At 72.9% G+C, this 21,177-nt stretch carries 20 protein-coding genes, 1 tRNA gene and 1 pseudogene; 11 read left to right on the top strand and 11 right to left on the bottom strand.

Translation table 11 applies throughout. From position 1 onward, the window contains the following. Positions 1–53: 53 nt before the first annotated feature. The 5 genes from IE326_RS20550 to IE326_RS20530 all read left to right on the top strand — a co-directional run bounded on the left by IE326_RS20550 (position 54) and on the right by IE326_RS20530 (position 3,140). Entirely contained in the window at positions 54–905 is an 852-nt protein-coding gene (locus IE326_RS20550; protein ID WP_150226264.1) for a PRD domain-containing protein, read from the top strand. Between the two features lie 49 nt (positions 906–954). Further along, a tRNA-Trp gene (locus IE326_RS20545) sits at positions 955–1,029 on the top strand. 106 nt (positions 1,030–1,135) lie between these two features. Continuing rightward, positions 1,136–1,576, top strand: a complete 441-nt coding sequence (locus IE326_RS20540; RefSeq protein ID WP_150226263.1) for a VOC family protein — start codon at positions 1,136–1,138, stop codon at positions 1,574–1,576. Positions 1,577–2,119: 543 nt separating this feature from the next. Beyond that, on the top strand, positions 2,120–2,512 hold the full coding sequence (locus IE326_RS20535; RefSeq protein ID WP_150226262.1) for a RidA family protein: 393 nt from the start codon (positions 2,120–2,122) through the stop codon (positions 2,510–2,512). A 73-nt stretch (positions 2,513–2,585) separates the two neighbouring features. Then, entirely contained in the window at positions 2,586–3,140 is a 555-nt protein-coding gene (locus IE326_RS20530; protein WP_190042541.1) for a GNAT family N-acetyltransferase, read from the top strand. Positions 3,141–3,176: 36 nt separating this feature from the next. On the opposite strand, the gene IE326_RS20525 is transcribed toward IE326_RS20530, so the two are convergent. After that, entirely contained in the window at positions 3,177–3,587 is a 411-nt protein-coding gene (locus IE326_RS20525; RefSeq protein WP_150226260.1) for a nuclear transport factor 2 family protein, read from the bottom strand. Between the two features lie 186 nt (positions 3,588–3,773). Between IE326_RS20525 and IE326_RS20520 the strand changes: the two genes are divergently transcribed. Further along, positions 3,774–4,337 carry a dihydrofolate reductase family protein gene (locus IE326_RS20520; protein ID WP_150226259.1) on the top strand — a complete coding sequence of 188 codons (564 nt, stop codon included), beginning with the start codon at positions 3,774–3,776 and terminating at the stop codon, positions 4,335–4,337. An 83-nt stretch (positions 4,338–4,420) separates the two neighbouring features. Here the strand turns inward: IE326_RS20520 and IE326_RS20515 are convergent, their stop codons facing one another. Next, a complete protein-coding gene (locus IE326_RS20515) occupies positions 4,421–5,023 on the bottom strand; it encodes a L,D-transpeptidase (protein ID WP_190042540.1) in 603 nt (200 codons plus the stop codon). A gap of 267 nt (positions 5,024–5,290) precedes the next feature. Here IE326_RS20515 and IE326_RS20510 point away from each other — a divergent pair, with 267 nt between their 5' ends. Further along, complete coding sequence (locus IE326_RS20510) at positions 5,291–6,244, top strand: peptidoglycan-binding protein (protein ID WP_190042539.1); 954 nt, start codon at positions 5,291–5,293, stop codon at positions 6,242–6,244. A gap of 140 nt (positions 6,245–6,384) precedes the next feature. On the opposite strand, the pseudogene IE326_RS20505 reads toward IE326_RS20510, so the two are convergent. Beyond that, positions 6,385–7,183 (bottom strand): annotated as a pseudogene (locus IE326_RS20505) (glycosyltransferase family 2 protein). A gap of 422 nt (positions 7,184–7,605) precedes the next feature. Between IE326_RS20505 and IE326_RS20500 the strand changes: the two are divergent. Next, positions 7,606–8,379, top strand: a complete 774-nt coding sequence (locus IE326_RS20500; RefSeq protein ID WP_150226255.1) for a glycosyltransferase family 2 protein — start codon at positions 7,606–7,608, stop codon at positions 8,377–8,379. An 86-nt stretch (positions 8,380–8,465) separates the two neighbouring features. On the opposite strand, the gene IE326_RS20495 is transcribed toward IE326_RS20500, so the two are convergent. The 6 genes from IE326_RS20495 to IE326_RS20465 all read right to left on the bottom strand — a co-directional run bounded on the left by IE326_RS20495 (position 8,466) and on the right by IE326_RS20465 (position 16,456). After that, the gene (locus IE326_RS20495; protein ID WP_229915529.1) at positions 8,466–9,569 is read right to left on the bottom strand and encodes an NUDIX domain-containing protein; all 1,104 of its coding nucleotides are present in this window, start codon (positions 9,567–9,569) and stop codon (positions 8,466–8,468) included. Between the two features lie 69 nt (positions 9,570–9,638). Further along, the gene (locus IE326_RS20490) at positions 9,639–10,418 is read right to left on the bottom strand and encodes a PIG-L deacetylase family protein (RefSeq protein WP_190042538.1); all 780 of its coding nucleotides are present in this window, start codon (positions 10,416–10,418) and stop codon (positions 9,639–9,641) included. A gap of 242 nt (positions 10,419–10,660) precedes the next feature. Further along, the gene (locus tag IE326_RS20485; protein ID WP_190042537.1) at positions 10,661–11,320 is read right to left on the bottom strand and encodes a 3'-5' exonuclease; all 660 of its coding nucleotides are present in this window, start codon (positions 11,318–11,320) and stop codon (positions 10,661–10,663) included. Further along, entirely contained in the window at positions 11,311–13,401 is a 2,091-nt protein-coding gene (locus IE326_RS20480) for an NUDIX domain-containing protein (protein WP_190042536.1), read from the bottom strand. The genes IE326_RS20485 and IE326_RS20480 overlap by 10 nt, the downstream gene beginning before the upstream one ends. Beyond that, a complete protein-coding gene (locus IE326_RS40780) occupies positions 13,398–14,759 on the bottom strand; it encodes a methyltransferase domain-containing protein (RefSeq protein WP_229915528.1) in 1,362 nt (453 codons plus the stop codon). The genes IE326_RS20480 and IE326_RS40780 overlap by 4 nt, the downstream gene beginning before the upstream one ends. A 191-nt stretch (positions 14,760–14,950) precedes the next feature. Next, positions 14,951–16,456 (bottom strand): NUDIX hydrolase, encoded by a 1,506-nt coding sequence (locus tag IE326_RS20465; protein WP_190042535.1) that lies wholly within the window; start codon positions 16,454–16,456, stop codon positions 14,951–14,953. 401 nt (positions 16,457–16,857) lie between these two features. Here IE326_RS20465 and IE326_RS20460 point away from each other — a divergent pair, with 401 nt between their 5' ends. Both IE326_RS20460 and IE326_RS20455 read left to right on the top strand, forming a co-directional pair. Further along, a complete protein-coding gene (locus IE326_RS20460; RefSeq protein ID WP_190042534.1) occupies positions 16,858–17,046 on the top strand; it encodes a hypothetical protein in 189 nt (62 codons plus the stop codon). A 639-nt stretch (positions 17,047–17,685) separates the two neighbouring features. Further along, on the top strand, positions 17,686–18,309 hold the full coding sequence (locus IE326_RS20455; RefSeq protein ID WP_190042533.1) for an NADPH-dependent F420 reductase: 624 nt from the start codon (positions 17,686–17,688) through the stop codon (positions 18,307–18,309). A gap of 486 nt (positions 18,310–18,795) precedes the next feature. Here IE326_RS20455 and IE326_RS20450 read toward each other — a convergent pair whose 3' ends face one another. Beyond that, complete coding sequence (locus IE326_RS20450; protein ID WP_190042532.1) at positions 18,796–19,191, bottom strand: GNAT family N-acetyltransferase; 396 nt, start codon at positions 19,189–19,191, stop codon at positions 18,796–18,798. Positions 19,192–19,346: 155 nt separating this feature from the next. On the opposite strand from IE326_RS20450, the gene IE326_RS20445 reads away from it, so the two are divergent. After that, positions 19,347–20,162, top strand: coding sequence for a DUF6042 family protein (locus IE326_RS20445; protein ID WP_190042531.1), 816 nt, complete (start codon positions 19,347–19,349; stop codon positions 20,160–20,162). Positions 20,163–20,238: 76 nt separating this feature from the next. On the opposite strand, the gene IE326_RS20440 is transcribed toward IE326_RS20445, so the two are convergent. After that, positions 20,239–21,174 carry a LysR family transcriptional regulator gene (locus tag IE326_RS20440; protein ID WP_190042530.1) on the bottom strand — a complete coding sequence of 312 codons (936 nt, stop codon included), beginning with the start codon at positions 21,172–21,174 and terminating at the stop codon, positions 20,239–20,241. Positions 21,175–21,177: the final 3 nt, after the last annotated feature.

The raw sequence follows: 21,177 nt of genomic DNA, 5'->3' as shown, positions 1-21,177 counted from the left end.
ATGCGGGACCATGGGGAAGAACCGGACCGCGCACGAGACAGGGAGAGCAGGCGTTGAAGGCGCTGCGTGTACTCAACAACAACGTGGTCCTCGCGCGCGACGACAAGGGCCAGGAGGTCATCCTCACCGGCCGCGGCATCGGTTTCAGCTCCCGCCAGGGCAAGCCCGTCGACCCCGCCCTGATCGTGCGCGTCTTCGTCCCGGCGGACGGCCGCGACCCCGACCACCTGAGCGAGGTCCTCGCCCTCATCGACGAGGAGGTCCTGCGGGCCGTCGTGATCGCCCTCGACGAGGCCGGCATCGAGGGACGCGAGTCCACCCGGCCGACCCTCGCCATCGCCGTCGCCGACCACGTCGCCGGAGCCCTGGACCGCGCCGCGCGCGGCATCACCGTCGAGTACCCGCTGCGCGCCGAGGTCCAGGCCCTGTACGCCGCCGAGTACGCCCAGGCCCAGCGGCTCCTCGCGGCCATCAACGAGCGCGTGGACCCGCGCCTGGAGGAGCCCGAGGCGATCGCCCTCGCCCTGCACCTGGTCAACGCCGGCTTCGCGACGGGCGACCTGTCCTTCACCTACACGATGACCGGGATCATCCAGCAGATGCTCGCCGTCGTGAGGCAGCGGCACGGCCTGTCCGTCGCCCAGGAGTCCATGAGCGCGGCACGGTTCATCACCCACGTCCGCTACCTCTTCGTGCGCATCCAGCAGCACCGGCAGCTGAAGGGCCACGAGTCCACGATCGGCCAGGGCATCCGCCGCCACTACCCGGAGGCGACCCGCACCGCCCAGCAGCTGGCGACGATCGTCGAGCTGCGCCTGGGCCAGCGCCTGAGCGAGGACGAGGTCTCCTACCTGGCGCTCCACGTGGCCCGCATGACCACGGAGCCCGACGGCACCCTCGCCTGAGCCCTCCCCGCACGCGGTCCGGTCCGCTCCCGTAAGGTCGGCGGCGGGCGGGGCCGTAGCGCAGAGGTCGTCGCGCGCGGTCTCCAACACCGCGAGGACGCCGGTTCGATTCCGGTCGGCTCCGCCTCCTCCCTCCCCTTCCCCGGCTCCGGTATACCGGTCACCTCGGGGCCGCGCCGAGCGGACACCGAGCCGGCACGGAGCAGACGCAGAACAGAGGGAGAACCGCCATGGCGCTTCAGCGGATGGACAACGTCGGCATCGTCGTCGACGACCTGGACGCCGCCGTCGCCTTCTTCGCCGAGCTGGGCATGGAGGTCGAGGCCAGGGCGCAGATCGAGGGCTCCTTCGCGGACCTGACCGTCGGGCTCGACGGCGTCCGCAGTGAGATCGCGATGATGCGGACCCCGGACGGACACGGCAAGCTGGAACTCGCGCAGTACCACGCCCCCGCGGCGCTCGGCGACGGATCGGCCGACACGCCGCCCAACACGCTGGGCCTGCACCGCGTCATGTTCGCCGTCGACGACATCGACGACACCATCGTCCGGCTGCGCTCCCACGGCGCCGAACTGATCGGCGAGGTGGCGCAGTACGAGAACGTCTACCGGCTCTGCTACCTCAGGGGCCCCGCGGGCATCATCCTCGCCCTGGCCGAGCGCATCGGCTGACGCCCCCTCGGACGGACGGAAGCCCCTGCGCGTCACCGACGTCCCCGACCTCCCCGGAACCGCGAACGGTAAACCGGATAAAACGCCTGTCGTACGCCTCCGAACAATCGTCCTGTTCTCCGCGATCACGCGCTGCGGTCCCCCCTCCCGCCACCGTCGGACCCCGTACGACCCCGGCTCCCGGGCCGGCCGTGACGCGCCGTTGACGTCCTCTTTCGAGCGCCGCCGCCAGGGAACCCACGAGGAGTCACGTCGTCCCCCGGCCCCCGCCGCGACCGCCCGGCCACCGGGTCGCCGGGCCGGGCCGCGCCGTCGCCGCGCGCTTCGGCGGCGCCGTACGGGCCCCCGGAGTAAGCTGGCAGCGCCGCCCACCGCACCCGACCAGCCCGAAGGCCGGATCGACGTCCGGTCGGCCGGCCGGCCGGTGCGCGCGGCCTCGCTGATGCCGGATTCCGGGCGTCGCGCATCCACCAGGGCCGACCCGTCCACCTGCCGCACCACTCGCACCCGTACACGTACACCGGCACACCCCGGGAGAGGCCCATGACCGTGAAGACGACGCACCTCGACCCCGAAGAGCTCCACTACAACCCCGCCTTCACCCAGGGCGTGATCACCCCCGCAGGGCGGATGCTGCACGTCGGCGGCCAGCTCGGCACCGACAGCACCGGAAACCTGCTCGACGGCATCGAGGCCCAGACCACCCAGGCCATGCGCAACGTGCTGACCATTCTCGAGGCCGCGGGCACCGGCCCCGAGCACGTCGCCAAGCTGAACATCTACCTCGTCGACGGAGTCGACGCGCGGGCGGGATACGCGGCGTCACGAGCCGCCTGGGGCGACCACCGCACGGCCATCACCGTCGTCTCCACCGCGGGACACGCCCGTCCGGGCGCGCTCGTGGAGATCGACGCGGTGGCCATCATCCCCGAATAGCCACTTCCCGAACGCCCGCCTCTCGGACACCCGTCTCCCGGACGCCCGGCCCGTCGCGTTGCAGGATGACCCCATGACCACTCATCTGGACGTCCCGCGACTGGCCGCCGGCGACCGCTTCCTGCTCCGCCCCTGGGAGAGGGGCGATCTGCCGCTCGTTCAGGAGGCGTCGGCCGACGCGTACATCCCGCTGATCACGACCGTCCCCTCCCCGTACTCGCGGGAGGCCGGCGAAGCCTTCGTGCGGCGGCAGTGGGAGCGGGCGTCCACGGGCACCGGCTACCCGTTCGTCATCGTGCGGACCGAGGATCGGTGCCCCGTCGGCGCCATCGGCCTGTGGCTGAGGGACGCCCACGAGGGCCGGGCGTCGCTCGGCTACTGGACCGCCGGCTCCGCCCGGGGCCAGGGCGCCGCCGCGGCAGCCCTCCGCGCAGTCGCCTCCTGGGGACTGGCCGACCTCGGCATCCCCCGCCTCCAACTCTGCGTGGAACCCTGGAACACCGCGTCGGCGCGAACGGCCGAGGCCGCCGGCTTCCACCGCGAGGGCCTGCTCCGGAGCTGGCAGCCGGTGGACGGCCGACGCCGCGACATGCTCATGTACTCCCTGCTGAGCACCGACCTGCCCTGACGCCCGCACCTCCGGCGGAAGGCACGGGACGGCGCTTCAGGCGCCGGCCGCTTCGGACGCTTCGGACGCTTCGAGGGCGATCCGGTCGAACTGGGCGCCCATGGCGGCGGCGAGGGCCTGCGCGGCGGAGAGCGGCCGGACCATGACCGTGAAGTCGTCGATCAGCCCGTCCTCGTCGAGGTGGAGGAAGTCGCAGCCCTGGATCCGCTTCCCGTCGACGGTGGCGGTGAAGACGAGGGCGTGATCACGCCCTCCGGGATCCGCGATCTCACGGACGTAGGTGAAGTCCTCGAGGACGCGCATCACGGCGCGCAGGATCGCGGCGGTGACGGCCTTGCCGGGATAGGGCTTGAAGGCGATCGGGCTGGTGAAGACGACGTCCTCGGCGAGGAGGGCCTCGATGGCGGCCTCGTCGCGGTTTTCGACGGCGGTGCGGAACGGGTGCATGGCCAACCACTCCATAGTCAACTAAGTGAATAGGTGACACGGAGCGTAGAAGGGGGGAGGCGAGGCTGTCCACCTCTCCGCCACCTCCTCCGCGCCGGACCGCCACCGAGGGATCCCGCGCGTCGCGATGAGTTCGGCGGCGCCCGGCGGTCGTACTGTCGAACCCGGCACTGAGGAGGACTGCTGATGCGCAAGGTGACCTACTCGATGGGCGTCTCGCTCGACGGCTACATCGTCGGCCCGGACGGCGGCTTCGACTGGTCGGGCCCCGACGAGGACGTCTTCCGCTTCTGGATCGACGAGATCCGCGAGGTCGGCGTCCACCTGCTCGGGCGGCGCCTGTACGAGACGATGCTGTACTGGGAGACCGCCGACCAGGACCCGTCCCTCGGAGAAGCGGAACGCGAGTGGACCGCCCTCTGGAACCCGCTTCCGAAAGTGGTCTTCTCCACCACCCTGTCGACGGTCCAGGGCCAGGCCCGCCTGGCCTCCGGCACCCTGACGGAGGAGATCGCCCGCCTGCGCGCCGAACCGGCGCAGGGCGACATCGCGATCGGCGGCGCGACCCTCGCCGCCGAAGCCGCCGAAGCGGACCTGATCGACGAGTACCGGGCCGTGATCCACCCCGTACTCGTCGGCGGCGGCATCCCCTTCTTCCCCCGCGACGAACGCCAGGTGAACCTCGAACTCCTGGAGACCCGCACCTTCAGCTCGAAGGTCGTCTACCTCCGCTACGGCGTGAAGCGCTAGCCCCGGCCGCTCGGCACACCCCCCCCACGACGTTTCCCGCCCCATCGCCGGGGCGGGAACGAGGCCGGGGCCGGGCTGCCGGGTCAGACCACCATCAGTCGCGTGGGTGCGGGGAAGCGGCTGAGGTTGCGGAACAGCTTCTTGATGTCGTTGGGCTCCAGCTTGATGCAGCCGGCGGACTTGTAGTCGCTCACGCCGTCCCAGCGCCGGCTCTCCGTGCTGCCCCGGCCGCCGTCGCGGGTCATCTCGCTGTGGATGAGCAACTGGGTCCGCCACGTCCGGTTGTCGCTGCACTTCTTGTCGCTCAGGGGGATCGCGTAGCCCTTGACGAGGGTGCCGTTGTAGCGGGTCTGGGCCGCGCCGACCTTGTACGTGCCCCGGGGCAGCCAGCCCTGCTCGCGGACGCACTCCTTGCGGCCGTTCCGGTGGGTCTTGCCGAGGCCGGATCCGGCGCGGAACTCGGCCACGGGCGTGCCGCCGCGGATGACGTACAGCCGGGAGTTCTGCGGGTCGGCGGAGTTCCTGACGAACTTCAGCGTGGTGACGACGTCGGACGCCGACGGCCGGCCCTGGTCGTCGGGTGCGGCCTGGCCGCCGGGGGCGGTGGCGGCGGCCGTGGTCACGAGGGCCAGGGCGCCGAGCCCGACCGAGAGGAGACGGGCTCGCAGGGAGGACGAAACGGACATGGTGATCACTCCTTAGAGGGGTTGGGGAAGTGGCGGTGCGCCGGACTCCGGCGTGGGCCACGGCACGTCCCGTGGCGTGTGCCAAGGGCGTATCGCCCTGTGGGCGGGCCTTCCGGACCGGCCGCCGCGGGCTGCCGAGGACAACCCTGCCCCCTTCCGGCCGCCCGGCGGGGCCCCATGCGCCATGCACCGATGCGTGATGATGCATGCACATATGCAGGGCGCTGACGTGCGGTTATGCAGGCGCGAAGAAGCTCGGAGGCACACATGGTCGAGGTCCGGCCGGACCGCACGGCGAGCGGAGCGGGGCAGGAACTGGCGCTGCTCCTGCGCGCGTGGTGGGAGGCCGCCACGGACGAGAGCGGCAGAAAGCCCACGCAGGAGTCCCTCGCGCGCCGGGTCGGCGTCAACCAGACCACCCTGTCGCGCTACTTCAACCCCGCGCACGCCTCGAACGCGCCCAAGGACATCGTCCGGGCCCTCCACGCGACCCTGGGCGCACCGCCCGAAGACCTGCCAACAGCCCTGGCCCTGGCCGAGACCGCCGCGGGCGGCCCCGCTCGGTCGGAGCCGCCGCCACCTTCCCCGGCCGCGCCTGCGCAGCCCTTTCCTCCCGCCCCGGAACCGATCTCCCCACCGAACTCCCCACCGGGCTCCCCGAAACCGCCCCGGAGCCTGTGGCGCACGGCCCTCGTGGCGGCGGTGACGACGAGCATCGCCCTCGCCTCCTGGGCCCTCCTCGCGGACCGCCGGCCCCCGGCGACCCACGACCGCCCCGTGGCGGCGGCCCGAGGCCCTGCCGCGACGGCACGCTGGCCCCTGGTGAGACTGGGCGAGAAGTCCTCCCTCACCTGGACGATCCAGCGCCTCCTGCAAGCCGACGGCCGCCGCTTGAGGGCGGACGGCATCTTCGGCCCGGAGACCCGCCGGCACGTGATCGCCTTCCAGCGCACCAGGGGCCTGCAACCGGACGGCAAGGTGGGGGAGCGGACCTGGCCGGTGCTGGTCCGCTCCGTCGCCTCCGGCGCCACGGGTCCTGAAGTCGAGGCGGTCCAGGACCTCCTGGGCCAGGCCGGCCTCCCCGCCGACATCACCGGCGTCTACACGGCGGGCACCCTCCGCGCCGTGTCCGACTTCCAGACCCGCCGCGGCCTGCCCGCCACCGGCGCCGTCGACACCCCCACCTGGCGGGCCCTGACGGCGTCCGTACCCCGCCCGTGAACGGGCGGGATCACCGTGACGGATCGAGTGCGGAGCGCCTCCGGACGGCTACCGGCCTTCGTTCCCGCCCCGCCCCGGCCCGAGGACCGAAGGCTTCCGCCGAGACCCCGACCGCACCCTCCGGCCGCCTCCGACGAGCTTCACACGATCGGGGGCCGCCCGGCGCGGGTGAGGCGGATGACGGTGTGCCGGCTCATGGGGGCGCGGCGTCCGTGGCCGCCGCGGAAGCCCGCGGCGGTGGCGCGGAGGGCCGCCCTGTCGCGGGAGCGCCAGAGGGTGAGGAGGACGAAGTCGGTGAGGTTGAGGGGGGCCAGGGGCGCGGGGAGGTTCCGTCGTGCGAGCCAGACGCGGTTGCGGGCGTTGAGCCGGTGGAAGCGGTCGTGGCGGGCGGGGTCGGTCGCGGGGTGGTGGACGACGACGTCGGGCAGGTAGCGGCCGGTACCGCCCCGGTCCCACGGCCGCCAGGCGAGGTCGACGCCCTCATGGAAGAGGAAGGAGTGTCCGGGCCGGCCCCCGGCGGCGTCGAACGCGTCGCGGCGGATCATGACGACGCCCTCGGCCATGACCGTCACGACTCCGGGCCGCTCCGGATCGCCGGCCCGCAGCCGGGGGAGCCGGCGGCGCACGGTGATCCCGGTGCCGGGGTCGGCGATCCGGGGCTGGACGTAGACGAGGCCGGGCTCGCGCAGGAGGGCACCGGCGAGGCGGACGAGGACGTCGGCGCCGGGCAGGACCGCGTCGTCGTCGAAGAAGAACAGCAACTCGCCCTCGACGCCCCGCGCACCGATGTCGCGGCCCTCGGGGATGCCGACGTTCTCCGCCAGGGCCACCGTCTTCACCCCGGCCGGAACCTGCGCGGGCACACAGCCGTTGCCGACCACGACCACGACCACGACCACGACCAGCTCGACACCCTCCTGCGCGAGGGGGGGACTCCATCGCCCTCGGGAGCTCACCGGGACGGTCGTTCAGCGTGAGTACGACCGCCCCGACGCGCGGTGCGCCGGTGCCCACGAAGACCACACCCCCTCCCGCGCCGGGAACCCGCCCGCCGCCGTCTCGCCCGCTGGAAGACGGCCCACCCTGGCCGTGTGCGGGCCGCACCCGTACGACGGCAGGCAGTGGTCGGACGGCGGCCGGGCGGCGACCGGGCCTGCGCGGGCCGCCGGGAGCCGGCCGCGCGCAGGTCAGGCCCGGCACGCGGCCCCCGTGGCTTGATACGGTGCAGATCTCCGCCGCAGGCGCCGACCTGGTGGTCCGCCTCGGCGGGGCGCACCGGACAGAGGCCGCTCCGCGCAGCCCCTGGACGGCGGCGAAGACCTTCATGACGACTGCCCCAACCCCTGGTGAGGAGCACCGCAGTGCCCCTGGTTTCCGTGGTGATGCCGGTACACAACTCGGCCGTCACTCTCGGCTCGTCGGTACGTTCCGTGCTGGCGCAGACGCATACCGACGTGGAGTTGTTGATCACCGACGACGCGTCCACCGACGACTCCATGGACCTGCTGCAGGAACTGGCCCGCCAGGACGAGCGCGTGCTCCCGCAGGCGGCGCCGGAGCAGGGCGGCGCGGCCAAGGCCCGCAACCTGGCGCTGGCGCGGGCGCGGGGCGAGTACGTGGCCTTCCTGGACAGCGACGACATGTGGCTCCCGGCGAAGCTGGAGCGGCAGATCGCGTTCGCCGCCGAGGGCGACGCCCCGCTGACGTTCACCTCCTACTACAAGGTCGACGGCGACTACACGGGCGAGGCGTGCGACTTCACGCCGAACGGCCGGGTGGTCGAGGCGCGGGAGCGCGTGACGTACCGCGACATGTTGGTGCAGGACCACATCGGGGCCCTCACCGCGATGTACGACCGGGCGGCGCTGGGCACGAGGCTGATGCCGGACATGCCGAAGCGGCAGGACTACGCACTGTGGCTGGCGATCATGCGGAACGGGAACCCGGCCCGGGGCATGAAGGAGCCCCTGGCGATCTACCGGGCCGGCCGGGCGGGTTCGCTCTCCTCGAACAAGCTGGCGCTGGTGGAGCACAACTGGCGGCTGTACCGGCAGCACGAGCGCCTCTCGGTGCCCCGGTCCGCCCTGGCGCTGTACGGCGCGGCCTGGCACTCGCTGCGCAAGTCCCGGATCTAGGGGACGGTCCGGTGCCCCCGTCGGCCCCGGAAGAGCGCAGGGCGGAGAACTCGCGGTGACGCCCTGCCGTTCGTCCGGGGCGGGGCTCACCAGGCACAGGGCCCGGAGAGTTCGGTGACGGGCCGGCGGGCGGCCCGGGGGATGCGCAGCGAGGCGCGGGCCCGGTGGACGGCCTGGAGTTGGCCGGCGGCGGCGGGCCCCCAGTCGAACAGTTCCACCACCTGCTCGGGGGTGGCCAGGACCCGGACGTACGCACGGCCGGTGGCCGGATCGACGGGCGGCGCGCCGACGCGTCGGAGCGTCGCGGCGTAGCGTACGCGTGCGCACGGCTCCTCGGGGTCGGAGAGGTGCCCGAGGTACACGACGTCGGCCAGTTCGGCCGCGGCCTCTTCCCGGGCCTCGCGGACGAGCGTGGTCGCGGGATCGCCTCCGTCCCGGCCCTCCGGGGTCCCGCCGGGCAGGCAGGCCGCACCGGTGTCGGGTTCGAGGAGCACGAGGACCCGGCCGTCCGGGGCGAAGGCCCAGCACCACGCCTGCCGCACCACGAGGCCCCCGGGGACCGGCCGCGGGTGGAAGGGGAAGTGGTGCCGCGCCCGGGCGGTACGCAGGACCCCCACCCGGTCCAGGACGCCCGGCGTGACCGGAACACCGTCCTCCAGCAGGACGACCCCCGCACCGTCGATGCGGGCGCGCAGGGCCGCCAGAGCGCGGCGCGCGTCGCCCGGCGACATGAGGGCCGGCAGATCGGCGGGCTCGACGCACTCGACCGCCTGGATCTCGTCCGCCGCCAGCCGGATCGCGGCGAACCGCTCCTCGCCCCAGATGCCTCCGTCGAAGACGTGCAGGATCTCGCCGGGGAACCGCATCTCCGCGGGTGCCCCGACCGCGGCCGCGGAGACCCAGTCGACGGCGAGGCCGCGGCGGACGTCGAGGGCGACGCCGAGCTCCTCCTGCACCTCCCGGACGGCGGCCCGGCGGGCACTCTCGCCCTCGTCGACGGCACCGCCGGGCAGGAGGCGGAAGGGCCGGTAGCCGACCTCCTGGACGAGGACCCGCCCCCGCTCGTCCGTGATCAGCACGGAGGTCCCGGCCCACACGGCGGCCGAGGCGCGCAGCGCCCCGTACTGCTCGTCGGTCATCTTCGAGGTGGACGGCTGGGCGGGGGACTGGTCAGCGGCGTTCGTCGTCATGGTTTCTCCGATGGGCGGGTGGGGCTGATGCCGCGGCGCGGCGCGTCATGTCGGGGCACGGCCGGCCGGTCAGACGACGAGCCGGTCCGCGACGGCCGGGGCCGGGGCCGGGCCGAGGCCGATCCTGGTGAACTGCTCGGACCGGAGGATCCGGTGACGGTCGGCCGCCGGGAGACGGGCGAGGACACCGGGCAGGGGCCGCTCGCGCGCGACCTCGCCGCGATGCGCGAGGATCGCCCGCCACTTGACGCCGATCCACGGTGTGACGTCGACATGCGCGGTCACGTACGCGTCGTCGACCGCGAGGACGCTCTTGCCCACGCGCTCCAGCAGCGGGCCGAGCAGGCCCGCGCCCGACGTGGAGTGGGTGGCCGCGTACAGGGCCGCCGGCCGCCACGGCGGGCCTGTCTCGGGGTACAGATGGGCGTGCCCGGAGGCTTTGACGGCGAGCAGGACGACCTGGTGTGTCCGTACGTGGTCGGGGTGCCCCGTCAGCTGTCCGACCTCGTCGTGGGTGACGACGACCTCGGGCCTGAAGTCGCGCAGCTCGGCGACGAGACGGCCGACGACCTCGTTCAGAGGCGCGTCGACGAGCCGAGGCCGCCCCGGAGCCGCCTCGGGATCGCGCGCGTCCCCGTAACCGAGCAGACGCGGAGGGCCCGCCCCCAGCACGTCGAGGGCGGCGGCGAGCTCCGGCGCCCGGCGGCTCCCCGGCGCCCAGGTGGCGGTGACGACACTCGTACGCGCCCCGGCGGCACGGTGCTGCGCCAGCACACCGCCGGCCAGGAGGCTCTCGTCGTCCGGGTGCGCGAACACTCCCATCAGCGAAGGCATGGACGGGCCGTTCATCGCGTAAGGGCCTCCTCGAAGTCCGCGGACGGAACGGAGGTGACCCTTCCCGGCCGCCGTGGGATCGAAGCCCCCAGGCGGATGCGCACACCAGACCGCCGATACCGCCGGGCAGGAACAACACGGTCGACGCCGATTTCCCGTTCTGGCTGTTCCTTTATGGCCCCTGGCGGTCCTGTCGCTGGTCCGGGCCCCGTTCGATCCAGCGCAGCGCGGTTCGTGTTCTCGTATCGAGGGCGGAGTCAGAACAGGCAAGACTGCTCCCCCTCAGGAGCCGAAGACGACCGCTTGGGCCGCACTCCGGCGGTCATGTCCAGCTCCGGCAGGGTGCGCCGCCGCCCGTCCCGCTCCCCGTCCGCCAGCAACCTGACCAGAAGCTGGGCGGTGACTTCGACGTCCGGCATTGCGCGGTGCCGTCCGGCGGGCCGGGGAATGCCGTAGTGGGCGAGCAGGCTGTCCAGCCGATAGGAGCTGAGGCCGGGGACGGTCGCCTTGGCCAGTCGGAGTGTGTCCAGCAGCGGGATCGCCGCGAGCCTCGGACAGGGTTCCGCCTGGCGGGCGATGATCCCGGCCTCGGTCGAAGCGTGGTGGGCCACCAGACGACACGGTGACGCGGGCAGGCCGGCGTCGAGTCGCGCCATCACCACGGAGGCAGGGGCTCCGGGGGCGAGCATCCGTTCGGTGATGCCCTTGAGGCGGACGTCCATCGCCGTCACCGGCACGTCGGCGGGCGGCCGGATCAGCTCCTCGAACCGGCCGGTCTCGACCAGCCGTCCGTGCTCAGGGCGCAAGGCCAGTGCCGCGACCTCGACCGGTTCGGCCGGCCTGCCCGCCGGAGTGAGCCCTTCGAAGTCGATCACGATGAAGGTCGTCTCGTCGAAGCGAGGGTCGATCACCGCCATACGTAGGGCCCGTCCACCATCGCCGGCAGTTCGACGGGCTCGTCCGGCGGGCCGGAAAGGCCGGTGAGCACGGCGCCGACGGCGGGGTAGAGGTGGAGGCCCGCGGCCTGGCCGACGGGGATCCACACGACCCGGGCGCCGTCGTCCGCGTCCTGCTCGGTCGTGGCGATCAGGGCGCGGTCGCTGTCGGGCACGGTGAGGGTGTGGACGAGATGGAGCCGCTCGAACAGGCCTGGTGTTCGGGGACGGGTGGTGCGCTGGTACTGGACCCATCGCAGCACGGGCGGCTCCGGTGTCTTGAGGGCGTCGAACCCCAATTCCTCCGCCAGCTCGCGTACGAGGGCGTCCGTCGTGCTCTCGCCGAGGTGCCGCAGGCCGCCGGGCAGGGAGTACTGGTCTCCTGTCGGCCGCCGGCGATGGATGAGGCAGAGCTCGTCCGCGTTGGTGATGACCGCGCAGGCACGGACGAGGATGCCCGCGGGCGGGGGAGCGCTGACGGGGGCGGCTTTCGAGGGGAGGACGGCTGCCGGAAGGTGCCCGTCACGATGCCGACGTGCGTCCGTGCCGGACGGGACCAGGGCGATCGGCTCGGCGCCGTGGGCCGGTGGGAGCGTGCCGGCCGGGTGGGGAACCCCGGGCCGTGGGAGCGTGCCGGCCGAGAGGAGGGCGCCGGGCCGGACGCTGCCGGTGGCGAGGCGGGTGAGGGTGCGGCGGCCCCGTTCGACGAGTTCCGGATCCCCGGTCCGCGTCCCGAAAGCGATGCCGGAGACCGCGTCCAGGGCCGCGCCCGCGACCAGATGCGCCTCCTCCGCGGGGGTCGGCCGTCGGCCGTAGCCGGTGAAGAAAGCGGTGGCCAGGTCCTCGCGGTCCTCGAAGCGGTCGAGAAAGCGGACGAAGTCCCGTACGCGCGGCTGGGGTTCACTGCGTGCGAAGTCGATGACGCGCACCGTGCCGTCGGCGCCGAGGAGGAGATTGCGCAGCTGCAGATCACCGTGGGTCACCACCGGCGCGAGCGGGCCGGAAGCCTGGGCCATGGCGACGGCCCCACGGACACGCTCCTCGTCGCCCGGCTCCAGCAATGCCCGCGCCGCCTCCAGTCGGCGTTCCATCCGGTCGTACGGCCCTGCGGGCGCACCGCCGCCCGCCACTTCATGAAGGGCGAGAGGAGAGGCGTGGACGCGAGCCGCGAGAGCACCGATCGCCTCGAACACCGCACGTTCCTCGGCGCCGGTCAGCACCATCCCGTGCAGGGGCCGTCCCTCGACGGCCGTCACCACGATCGCCCGCGACTCCGGGGCGGCGGCCACGAGGCGCGGCCCGGCGCCGCCCAGTCCGGGAACCCAGCCGCGGAGCGCCGCCACCTCGCGCCGATGGAACTCCTCGTTCTGGTGGACCTTCACGAACCACGTACCGCCCGCCGCACCGCGCGCCTGCCAGACCCGGCTGTTCTCCCGGGCCCAGGACACGTCCGTCCACGCGGCGACGCGACCGACCGCGCGCTCGGCGAAGCCCTTCACGGCCGCGCCCGGTCCGCGCTCGGCAGCCCCAGCCCCAGCCCCGATCCCTGGGACGAGGCGGAGCCTGTCGAGCGCCGGATCGCAGTCGTACCCGATCGGGTCATCCGGCTCCTGGAAGTGCAGCGCGACCCCGGCACCGGCCCGGTACGCGTCCAGTCCGGCACGGCAGTACGCCACCATCGGGTCCGGCAGCACGTCGAACGGGAACCAGTCCATCCCGTCGCACACGTCCGGCTCCCGGATCTCCGGCGTACCGGACCAGCGCCGCACCTCGAACAGGATCCCGATCCGGGCGCTCCCGGAGGGCGCGCGGTGGTGGACGGTGACCGCGGCGCGCACGTCGGCGGGATCCACGACGAGACCGGTCTCCTCGGCCGTCTCCCGGACCAGCGCGGTGACGACGTCCTCGAAGGGGCCGTCCACGTGCCCGGACGGCAGGTGCCACAGTCCCGCCGCGTAGACGCCACCCGCGCGGCGCGACAGCAGCACCTCCGAACCGTTCTTCCCCTCCCGGACCGCGAGGAGGTGCACGTCGACCGGCACCGCGTGCCGGCCGCCGCTCACAGGGACCCGCCCGGACGCCGCGCGAGCAGCACGGTGAACACCGCCTCCTCGACGAGCCCGGCCCCGGCGGCGTGCCGCTCCAGCAGCAGCCGGGCCTCGCCCTCGAAGTCGGCGTGCCGCTCCGCGAACTGCGCCGCGCCCGCGAAACTGCTGCTCCGCAGATATCCGAGGACCCGCTCGGGCGTCCAGGTCCGGCGGACCGGGAAGCGGTACGTGGAGACCTCGCCGAACGCCGACTCGGCGAGGACGTCCTCGTGGGGGCGGACCGGTTCCTCGTAGAGGGAGGTGCCCGCCCGGCGTGCGGCGCCGAGGTAGGACTGGACGAGGGCGCGCAGCTCCACGGTCCACGGCGCCTCGCAGGTCCACAGGCTGCCGTCCCCCATGATCGCGACGACGGCCGTGGGCGCGGTGACCCGGTCGGCCGTCGCCATGACCTTCGGGAGGTCCATCCAGTGGGCGGCCCGCGCACAGGTGACCAGGTCGGCCCGGTAGCCGTCGTGGGGCGGCGCGAAGTCCTGGGCGGTCACCGGGTGGAAGTGGACGTCACGACCCGCCAGGAACGGGGCGAGCATCCCGGCGGCCTCGGCCAGCATGCTGCGGCTGGAGTCGACCAGGTCCATACGGCCGATGCGGGGGACGGCCGGCAGGAGGGCGGCCGGTACCTGCCCGGTCCCGGTGCCGAGGTCGAGCAGTGCGGGCCGTTCGATCCCCTCCACCGCGTCCGCGAGGAGGCGGACCGCTTCGTCGGGAAGTCCGGGACGGTGGAGGGCGTAGTGAGGCGCGGCGGCGTGGAACATGTCTTCGGGCTCCTCGTCCGTCTCGGCCGCCGGCTCCTGCCGCAGCAGCACGCGCAGTGCGGCCGCGTCGGCCAGGAACCTCTCCTCCTCCTGGCGCCCCTCGCTGAGAAACTTCCACGGCATCGGTCCCCCGGGTGCCGGGTCGCCCTCCCCGTGGCGGGGGAAGACGTGCGAGTGCAGGTGGGGCACGGCGTTGCCGAGGGTGGAGTAGTTCATCTTCAGCGGCTTGTAGAACGCCGTCAGGGCCCTGCCGAGAGCGAGCGTGTCGCGCCAGTAGGCGGCGGCGTCGGCCTCGGACAGGTCCGTGGGCTCGGCCACGTGCGGAGGACCGCGGTGGATCAGCACGCAGTAGCCCCGCACGCACCCCTGTCGCCACAGGTAGGCGTCGGCGACCTCACCACGGCGCAGCAGGACGCCCCGGCCGATGTCGTCCGAGGCGTGGTCGTCGCGGCACATCGGGCATCCGTCCCCGGCGACGCGCGCCGGGAAGTCCTCCGGCCAGCCGGCCGGAGACGCGGCGCCGGGAACGGCCGGGGGAAGTGCTTCGTGAGCGTGACGCATGAGCAACTCCGTTCGAAGCGAAGGCTTCAGGGGACTGGTGGGAACTGAAGGGAACTGATGGGAACTGGCGGGGGATTGATGGAGGTCGGCCAGGGCTGCTGCGTGTGTGGCTGGACGGCAGCGTGTCGACGAGCGGAGACGGACCGGGGCGGACGTCAGTACCCGCCGCATCCGCCGCCTTCCGGACGAGCTCACCGCACCCACTCCCCCTCGGTGTACGTGCGTCCCGCCCGGATGCCCTCGATCGCGGCGCGGGCGTACGGGACGATCGGCTCCGGCAGGTCCTCGGCGTTCCACCACTGCCAGGCGAGGCACTTGTCCGGCTCCCGCAGTTCGGGGGTGCCCTCCCACCGCCTGGCCCGGAAGAAGAGCTGGAGGCGGGGCGGGGACGGTGCGGGCCGCTCCCGCAGGTGCACGGTGTGGACGAGTTCGACGTCGGCCGGGTCGATCACCAGCCCCGCTTCCTCGTACGCCTCCCTCACCAGGCACTCGGTCGCGGTCTCCGCCTCGCAGTGCCCCGCCAGCACGTGCCACGTCCTGCCCGCGTACGCCGAATCCGGATGCCGGAGCCCCAGCAGGACCCGGTCGTCGCGTTCCAGATAGAGGTGGACGCCCACGACGTGCAGCAGCCTCCCCGACGGCTCCGCCGCCGGGCCCGGTCCGTCGGCCGACGGCTCCTCCCCGGACGCGGGGTGCTCTGCGGCGTGCCGCTCCAGCAGGGCCCGGGTGGTCCCCAGCATCGTCATGTGCGGGAACTTCTCGGGCGTCACCCAGGCGAGCATCACGCCCTCGGTCAGGCGCAGCCGGTTCGGGTCGCCGCTCCACAGGCCGGTGAACAGCTGGATCGGCACCCGGGTGCCGTCGGTGCCGGTGACGTTCTCGACCGCGTACGGTTCGAGACCGGCGACGGTGAGGCCGGCCTCCTCCGACAGTTCGCGGACGATCGTGTCGCGCAGGGTACGGTCCTGTGGCTCCCGGCCGCCGCCGAGCAGCGACCAGCATCCCGGCTCCCAGATCCACGGCTTGTTGGCGTCGCGCAGGTGCAGCAGGTACCGGCCGCGGCCGTCGTGGACGATCGCGGAGGCGTTCACCGGCACGATCGCGCCGCCCGCGGCGGAGGCGGTGAGCTTCGCGCTCAGCGTCGGGCAAGGCACCTCCTCGAACGGCAACCAGGCCGTGTCCGCCACGCCCTCGGCTCGCGGAGCGAGGTGGGGCGCGTCGTCGGCGAGGCGGAGGACGAAGCGGAAGTCGTAGTGCCGGTGGCCCGGCCGGTTCTCCACCGGTTCGGTCTCTGCCGTCCCGCCCTCCACCGGTTGGGGGACGACGTCGTGGACGCCGACGTCGATCGGCCCGTCCCGGAACTCGGGAGTCCGGACGAGGAAGGAGGCTGCGATCCCCGTCTCCTCCTCGACCTTCCGCAGGGCCGTGGCCAGCGGCGTGTCGTCGGCGGCTTCGACGGGCCCGCCCGGGCGGAGCAACAGCCCCCCGCTCTCCTCGGGGCGGAGGTGGAGGACGCGCTGATGCCGGTCGATCACCACCGCGCTGCACGTGATGTGCGAGGGAAGAGCGGTGGTGCCGGTCGGATCGCCTTCGGCTTCCAGAGCGGCCGACAGCCCGGCCAGCGCGCTGCGCTCGCCGGGATTCCGGTCCAGGTACGCGGCGAGCAGGGGACGAAGGCGGGTGAGTGCGGGCGGCATGTGAGACCTCGCAGGTGAGGAAGCGGAGAGGCGGAAAACGGGGGACGGAAAAGGGGAAGGCGGAAGACGGAGACAGGGAGGCGAAGAAGAAGGAGGCGAAGAGGAGGGACAGGTCACTGGACACAGCGGTCACGGCCGGCGTGCCTCCCCGTGGGGCGTCGGTCGCCGGTCGTCGGCGGGAGCGCCGAGTCCGCGGGGCGGGTTGGACCGGAACCGAAGGGATGGGGAACTGTCGGGCCTGCAACTCGTATCCAGGATGCGAGCGGTCACGGCCGAAGCCGACCGGCAGTCCGCGCCGATCCCCCGACAGGACGGCGACAGCCTCGGTCATCGGCAGCGCCGCGCGCACCCTCCTGGAAACGTTCCCGGGACCGAGGCCCCCCACGAGCAGGAAGTTGACCGTGATCAGGGAGACGGCCCGCGTCACCCCCTGCACGATCTCGCTCAGCGAGACCGTGCCGAACGCCCGGCGGTCGGCTTCGCGGGTGAGCCGGACGGCGAGCCGGACCTGCCGGGGAAGCATCCGGCCCATCTCCCATGTCCCCAGCGCCACCCAGGCGTCGGAGTGGACGGCGAAGCCCTGGTCGTAGGTGAGCTTTCCCCCGAACAGCAGCCGCTCCGACTCCGAGGCCGCGTTCGCCGCCGCTCCCGGCCCCGCGCCGAGGCCGGTGGACCTGCGCGAGACGCTGGAGAAGGGGAAGAGGAGGCATCGCAGGCTCCCGGTGGATCGAGTCAGGCTGTCGCAATGCTCAACGAGACCGGACGCCGGAGCGAGCACACCGGATTCGGACGCTGTTCGAACCCCGGAACCATGCGAAAACTCGTTCGTGTGGTGTGCATCGATCCGCCGGGGACGGGGAAACGGCTCATGGCACAGATGGCCGAAACACCACTGAGGCGGCTCTCCACGAAAACCGCCCCCGGAACCCCGCCGACGAGGACGTACCACCGGAGCCGCCGCGCTCCCTCGGACGGGCGCCAGACCTTTCCGTGTACGTCCTGCTCGTGGGCCGGCTCTCCTTCGACACGTCCTCACACCCCCCGGCAGCGGCCGGACATCGCCCGGCCGTTCTTCCTCACCCCGCACGAGGGAGCTGCACGAAGAGCCTTGCCCCGGCGCCCGTGCTCTGATCTCGGCCCGGCCCGACCCCGGGACTACGTCTTTGGTGCCGGGGCGGACGGGGCCGTGGTCCGATTCGGCGGGGCGCGGGCGGGGATAGCTTCGCCGCATGCGTATCGGACTGCTTGGTACTGGAAATGTCGCTCGCGCACTGGCTTTCGGCTGGAAGGGGGCGGGGCACGACGTCGTTCTCGGGTCGCGCCGCCCCGGGGAGCGGGAGGGTCTCGGCCTTCCTGTGGCGGGGCTGGGGGAGACGGCTGCGGAGGCGGAAGTGCTCGTCAACGCGACCCCCGGCAACGTCTCCGTGGAGCTGTTGCGTTCGATCGGGGAGGAGGCTCTGGCCGACAGGCTCCTCGTCGACGTCGGGGTCGGTCTCTCCGACGACTACACCCGGCTCTCCCACCCCAACGACAGCCTGGGTGAACAGATCCAGGCGGCTTTCCCCCGGACCCCCGTCGTCAAGACGCTGTGCACCATGGACTCCACCGCGATGGTGGATCCGGGCGCGCTCGACGGGCCGAGCACCGTCTTCCTCTCCGGCGACGACGCCGAGGCCAAGCGGACCACCGGGCGGTTGCTCGCCGACCTCGGCTGGCCGGCCTCGTCCCAGCTGGACATCGGAGGCATCGTCACCGCCCGCGGACAGGAGCACTTCGCCTTCCTCTTCATGGGCATCGCCGGCGGCCTGGGCGCCCACACCTTCAACATCAAGGTGGTGCCCAGGAAGGCGTAGGGCCTGCTGCCCTGACACGGACGGGGTGTCCCCAGGGTGGAAGGGCGTGGCGGAGGGCGACCGCGTACGGGTTCGCGGACGGGGGAGGGGGAGGTCGGCCGGCCCGACCGCGTACCGCCGCCTGGCATCCGCCTCGGTCTCGCGCACTCTGAAGCCGGTGAGCACGACGGTCCCGTGGCCGCTCCCTTTCCCGGGTCCGGCGGCAGAAGTTCGCCGCGGCCTCGGCCCGTTCGAGCGGATCGCTGTCGGCCGGCGTCACCTCGCCCAGTGCGTGCGCGCCCGAGAGGACCTCGCGGGTGAGGGACGCCGAGGCGACTGCGTGCGGTACGGGATTTCTCCCGCAACCGCCTGTGTATGCGTCCGTGGCCGAATCGCCCCGCCCACGCCAGAGAGCACCCCTGGCTCCAGACCACGAACCGCGCGCCGGGCCCGTTGGCCCGGCTGCGGGCCGGTGTCGCGTGCACCCGCCGCGGCATCCCCCGGGGCTCAGAGCGCGATGAGTCCCGCCGTCGTCGGCGTGAAACCGCAGGCGTCGAAGTAGAACGGTCGCAGGTGGTCCTCGAAGTCGACGTGCAGCCAGGTGCATCCGGCCGTGCGGGCCTGCCGGGCGGCCTCGGCGACGAGTTCGGCTCCGATGCCGGACCGGCGGCCGGCTGCCGTGACCACGGTGTCGAGGAGGAACGCGTGGACGCCGCCGTCCCAGGCGACGTTGACGAAGCCGGTGAGGTTTCCGTCCTCGCGGGCGCAGACCCAGCCGAGGCTGTGCCGGCGCACGCGGCTGAGCCAGTCGGTCTCCGAAGGCGGGCCGTCGAACCCCTCCGCGTGCAGCGCGTTGAGCGAGGCGTTGTCGAAGTCGGCCCGCCACTCGTAGATGATCGCCATGGCGCGAGGGTAGCCCGCGCTTCTTCCTGTCCTCGGCGGGGTCTGTTCCCGCATGGCCTCCGCTGTTGTCAAGTCCGGTGGGAACGGCCGTGAAACGTGCCGTTCCGCCGTGCGTACGCTGCGGGCGTCCGGCCGTTTGTGAGGAAGAGCTGCGGATGTCTGAGAACCCTTCTGTGCCCGGCCAGCGCCGGAACATCATGATGCGCAACGACTGGTGGGCGACGGGGTGGGAGCACGTCCTGCCCCGCCAGGGGCTGCCGCTGACCATGCTGATCGGGACCGCGAGCCAGCCGGGGTGCACCGGCTCCCTGGACGACGTGCTGCGGGAGGTCTTCGACGGCCACTGGGCCATGATCGGCGGCGACCTCGAAGGCGCGCTGTCGTTCCGGTGGTCCGACGAGGAGTGGGACCACGAGGAGGAGCCGGAGGGCCGGGAGGCGTACGAGGCGAGGCACTGGGAGAAGTTCGGCGCCATGCTGACGGCCGCGGGCTTCCCCGTCCCCCGGACGGTGCGCGACCTCTCCGAGCTCTATCTGGCGTGGGGTCTGGCCGGCCGCGAGGAGGGGCCGGAGGGCACGCGGTGGTCGATGCCCGACACGCTGCCCCTGCCCGAAGAACTGCTGCCCCTGGACGCCGAGGCCACCGAACTGATCGCCCGGACCCGCTGGGCGCTGCACGTCCACCCGCTCGTCAACAACCTCACCGGCCACTTGATCGACCGTTTGGGTGCACCGAAGGAGATCCTCACCTCCCTGGACAGGCTGGCGGCCGCCACCGGCCAGAAGGTCGGCGACGTCCGTCACGCCCTCCTGGAACTCGTGAAGTCCGACGACGCCCGGGTGTACCGGGGTGAGGAACCGGCCGAGTCGGCAAGCCTGGAGGCGCACCAGCGCTTCCGTCTGGTCATGGACTGGGACCACTTCCACGAGGCCCGGGTGTGGGCGGTGGGCGACACGGACGACGGCACGTGACGCGAGGGGAGTCGTGTCGTGCGGTGACGTGAGGGCGCGCGCCGGGGGGTGGAGCGGAGTGCGTCCGGTGTCCCGGTCAGGCCAGGCGTTCGGTGTCGGTGGCTGCCGCCGTGTCCTGGAGGAGCCGCAGTACGTGTCGCAGGTCGGGACGCTTGCTGGTCCCTGCGCGGCTGACGGTGAAGACGGACCGGGAGACGGGGTGGAGCAGGGGGTGCAGACAGAGGCCGTCGGCGGTGTCGGGCAGCGCCATGCGGGGGATGAGGGCGATGCCCGCTCCTGCGGCGACCAGGGCCGCCAGCACGGCGAAGTCGCTGCTGCGGGCCCTGATGTCCGGGACGAAGCCGGCCGCACCGCAGGCGCGTTGGATCATTTCGTAACAGGAGGTCTCCGGTCCCGGCGTGAGCCAGGGCATGTCCGCCGTGCGGGACAGGTCCACCGGTCGGCCGGGCTGTAGGCCCAGCTCGCCGGCCTGGCGCGGATGCAGGGCGAGCAGTACCGGTTCCTCCATGAGGAGGGTCTGCTCGTAGGCGGCGGGGAAGCTGCGTGGCAGCACGGTGTAGCTGTGGACCAGGGCGAGGTCGGTGGAACGCTTGTGCAGTTCGTCGAGGGCTTGGTCGGGTTCCTGTACGGACAGCCGCAGCGACAGCTCCGGGGCGGGATCGGTGCCGGTCAGCCGTTGCCACAGGGGAGCGACCAGGGTGCGGGCGGCGGAGGCGAAGGCGGTGATCCGCACGATGCCGCGCCGACCGCTCTGCAGGGCCGCCAGACCGGACTCGGCTGCCGCGAGTTCCGCGAGGATGATCTCGGCGTGAGCCACGAGCAGTTCCCCGGCCGCGGTCAGCCGCAGGGTGCGTCCGTGCTTCTCCACCACCGGTGTGCCGGCCTCTTTCTGCAGTGCGGCAAGGTGCTGGGAGACCGCCGGCGGCGTCAGGTGGAGGGCCTCCGCGGTGGCCGCGACGGTCCCGTACGCGGCGAGGTGCTGCAGGATGCGCAGGCGTCGTACGTCGAGCACGGT

The sequence above is a fragment of the Streptomyces filamentosus genome (genome assembly GCF_014654895.1).
In the GTDB taxonomy this organism is placed as follows: Bacteria; Actinomycetota; Actinomycetes; order Streptomycetales; family Streptomycetaceae; genus Streptomyces; species Streptomyces filamentosus.
Note: the sequence above shows the minus strand (reverse complement) of the source record. Positions and strands in the feature narration are given on the sequence as shown.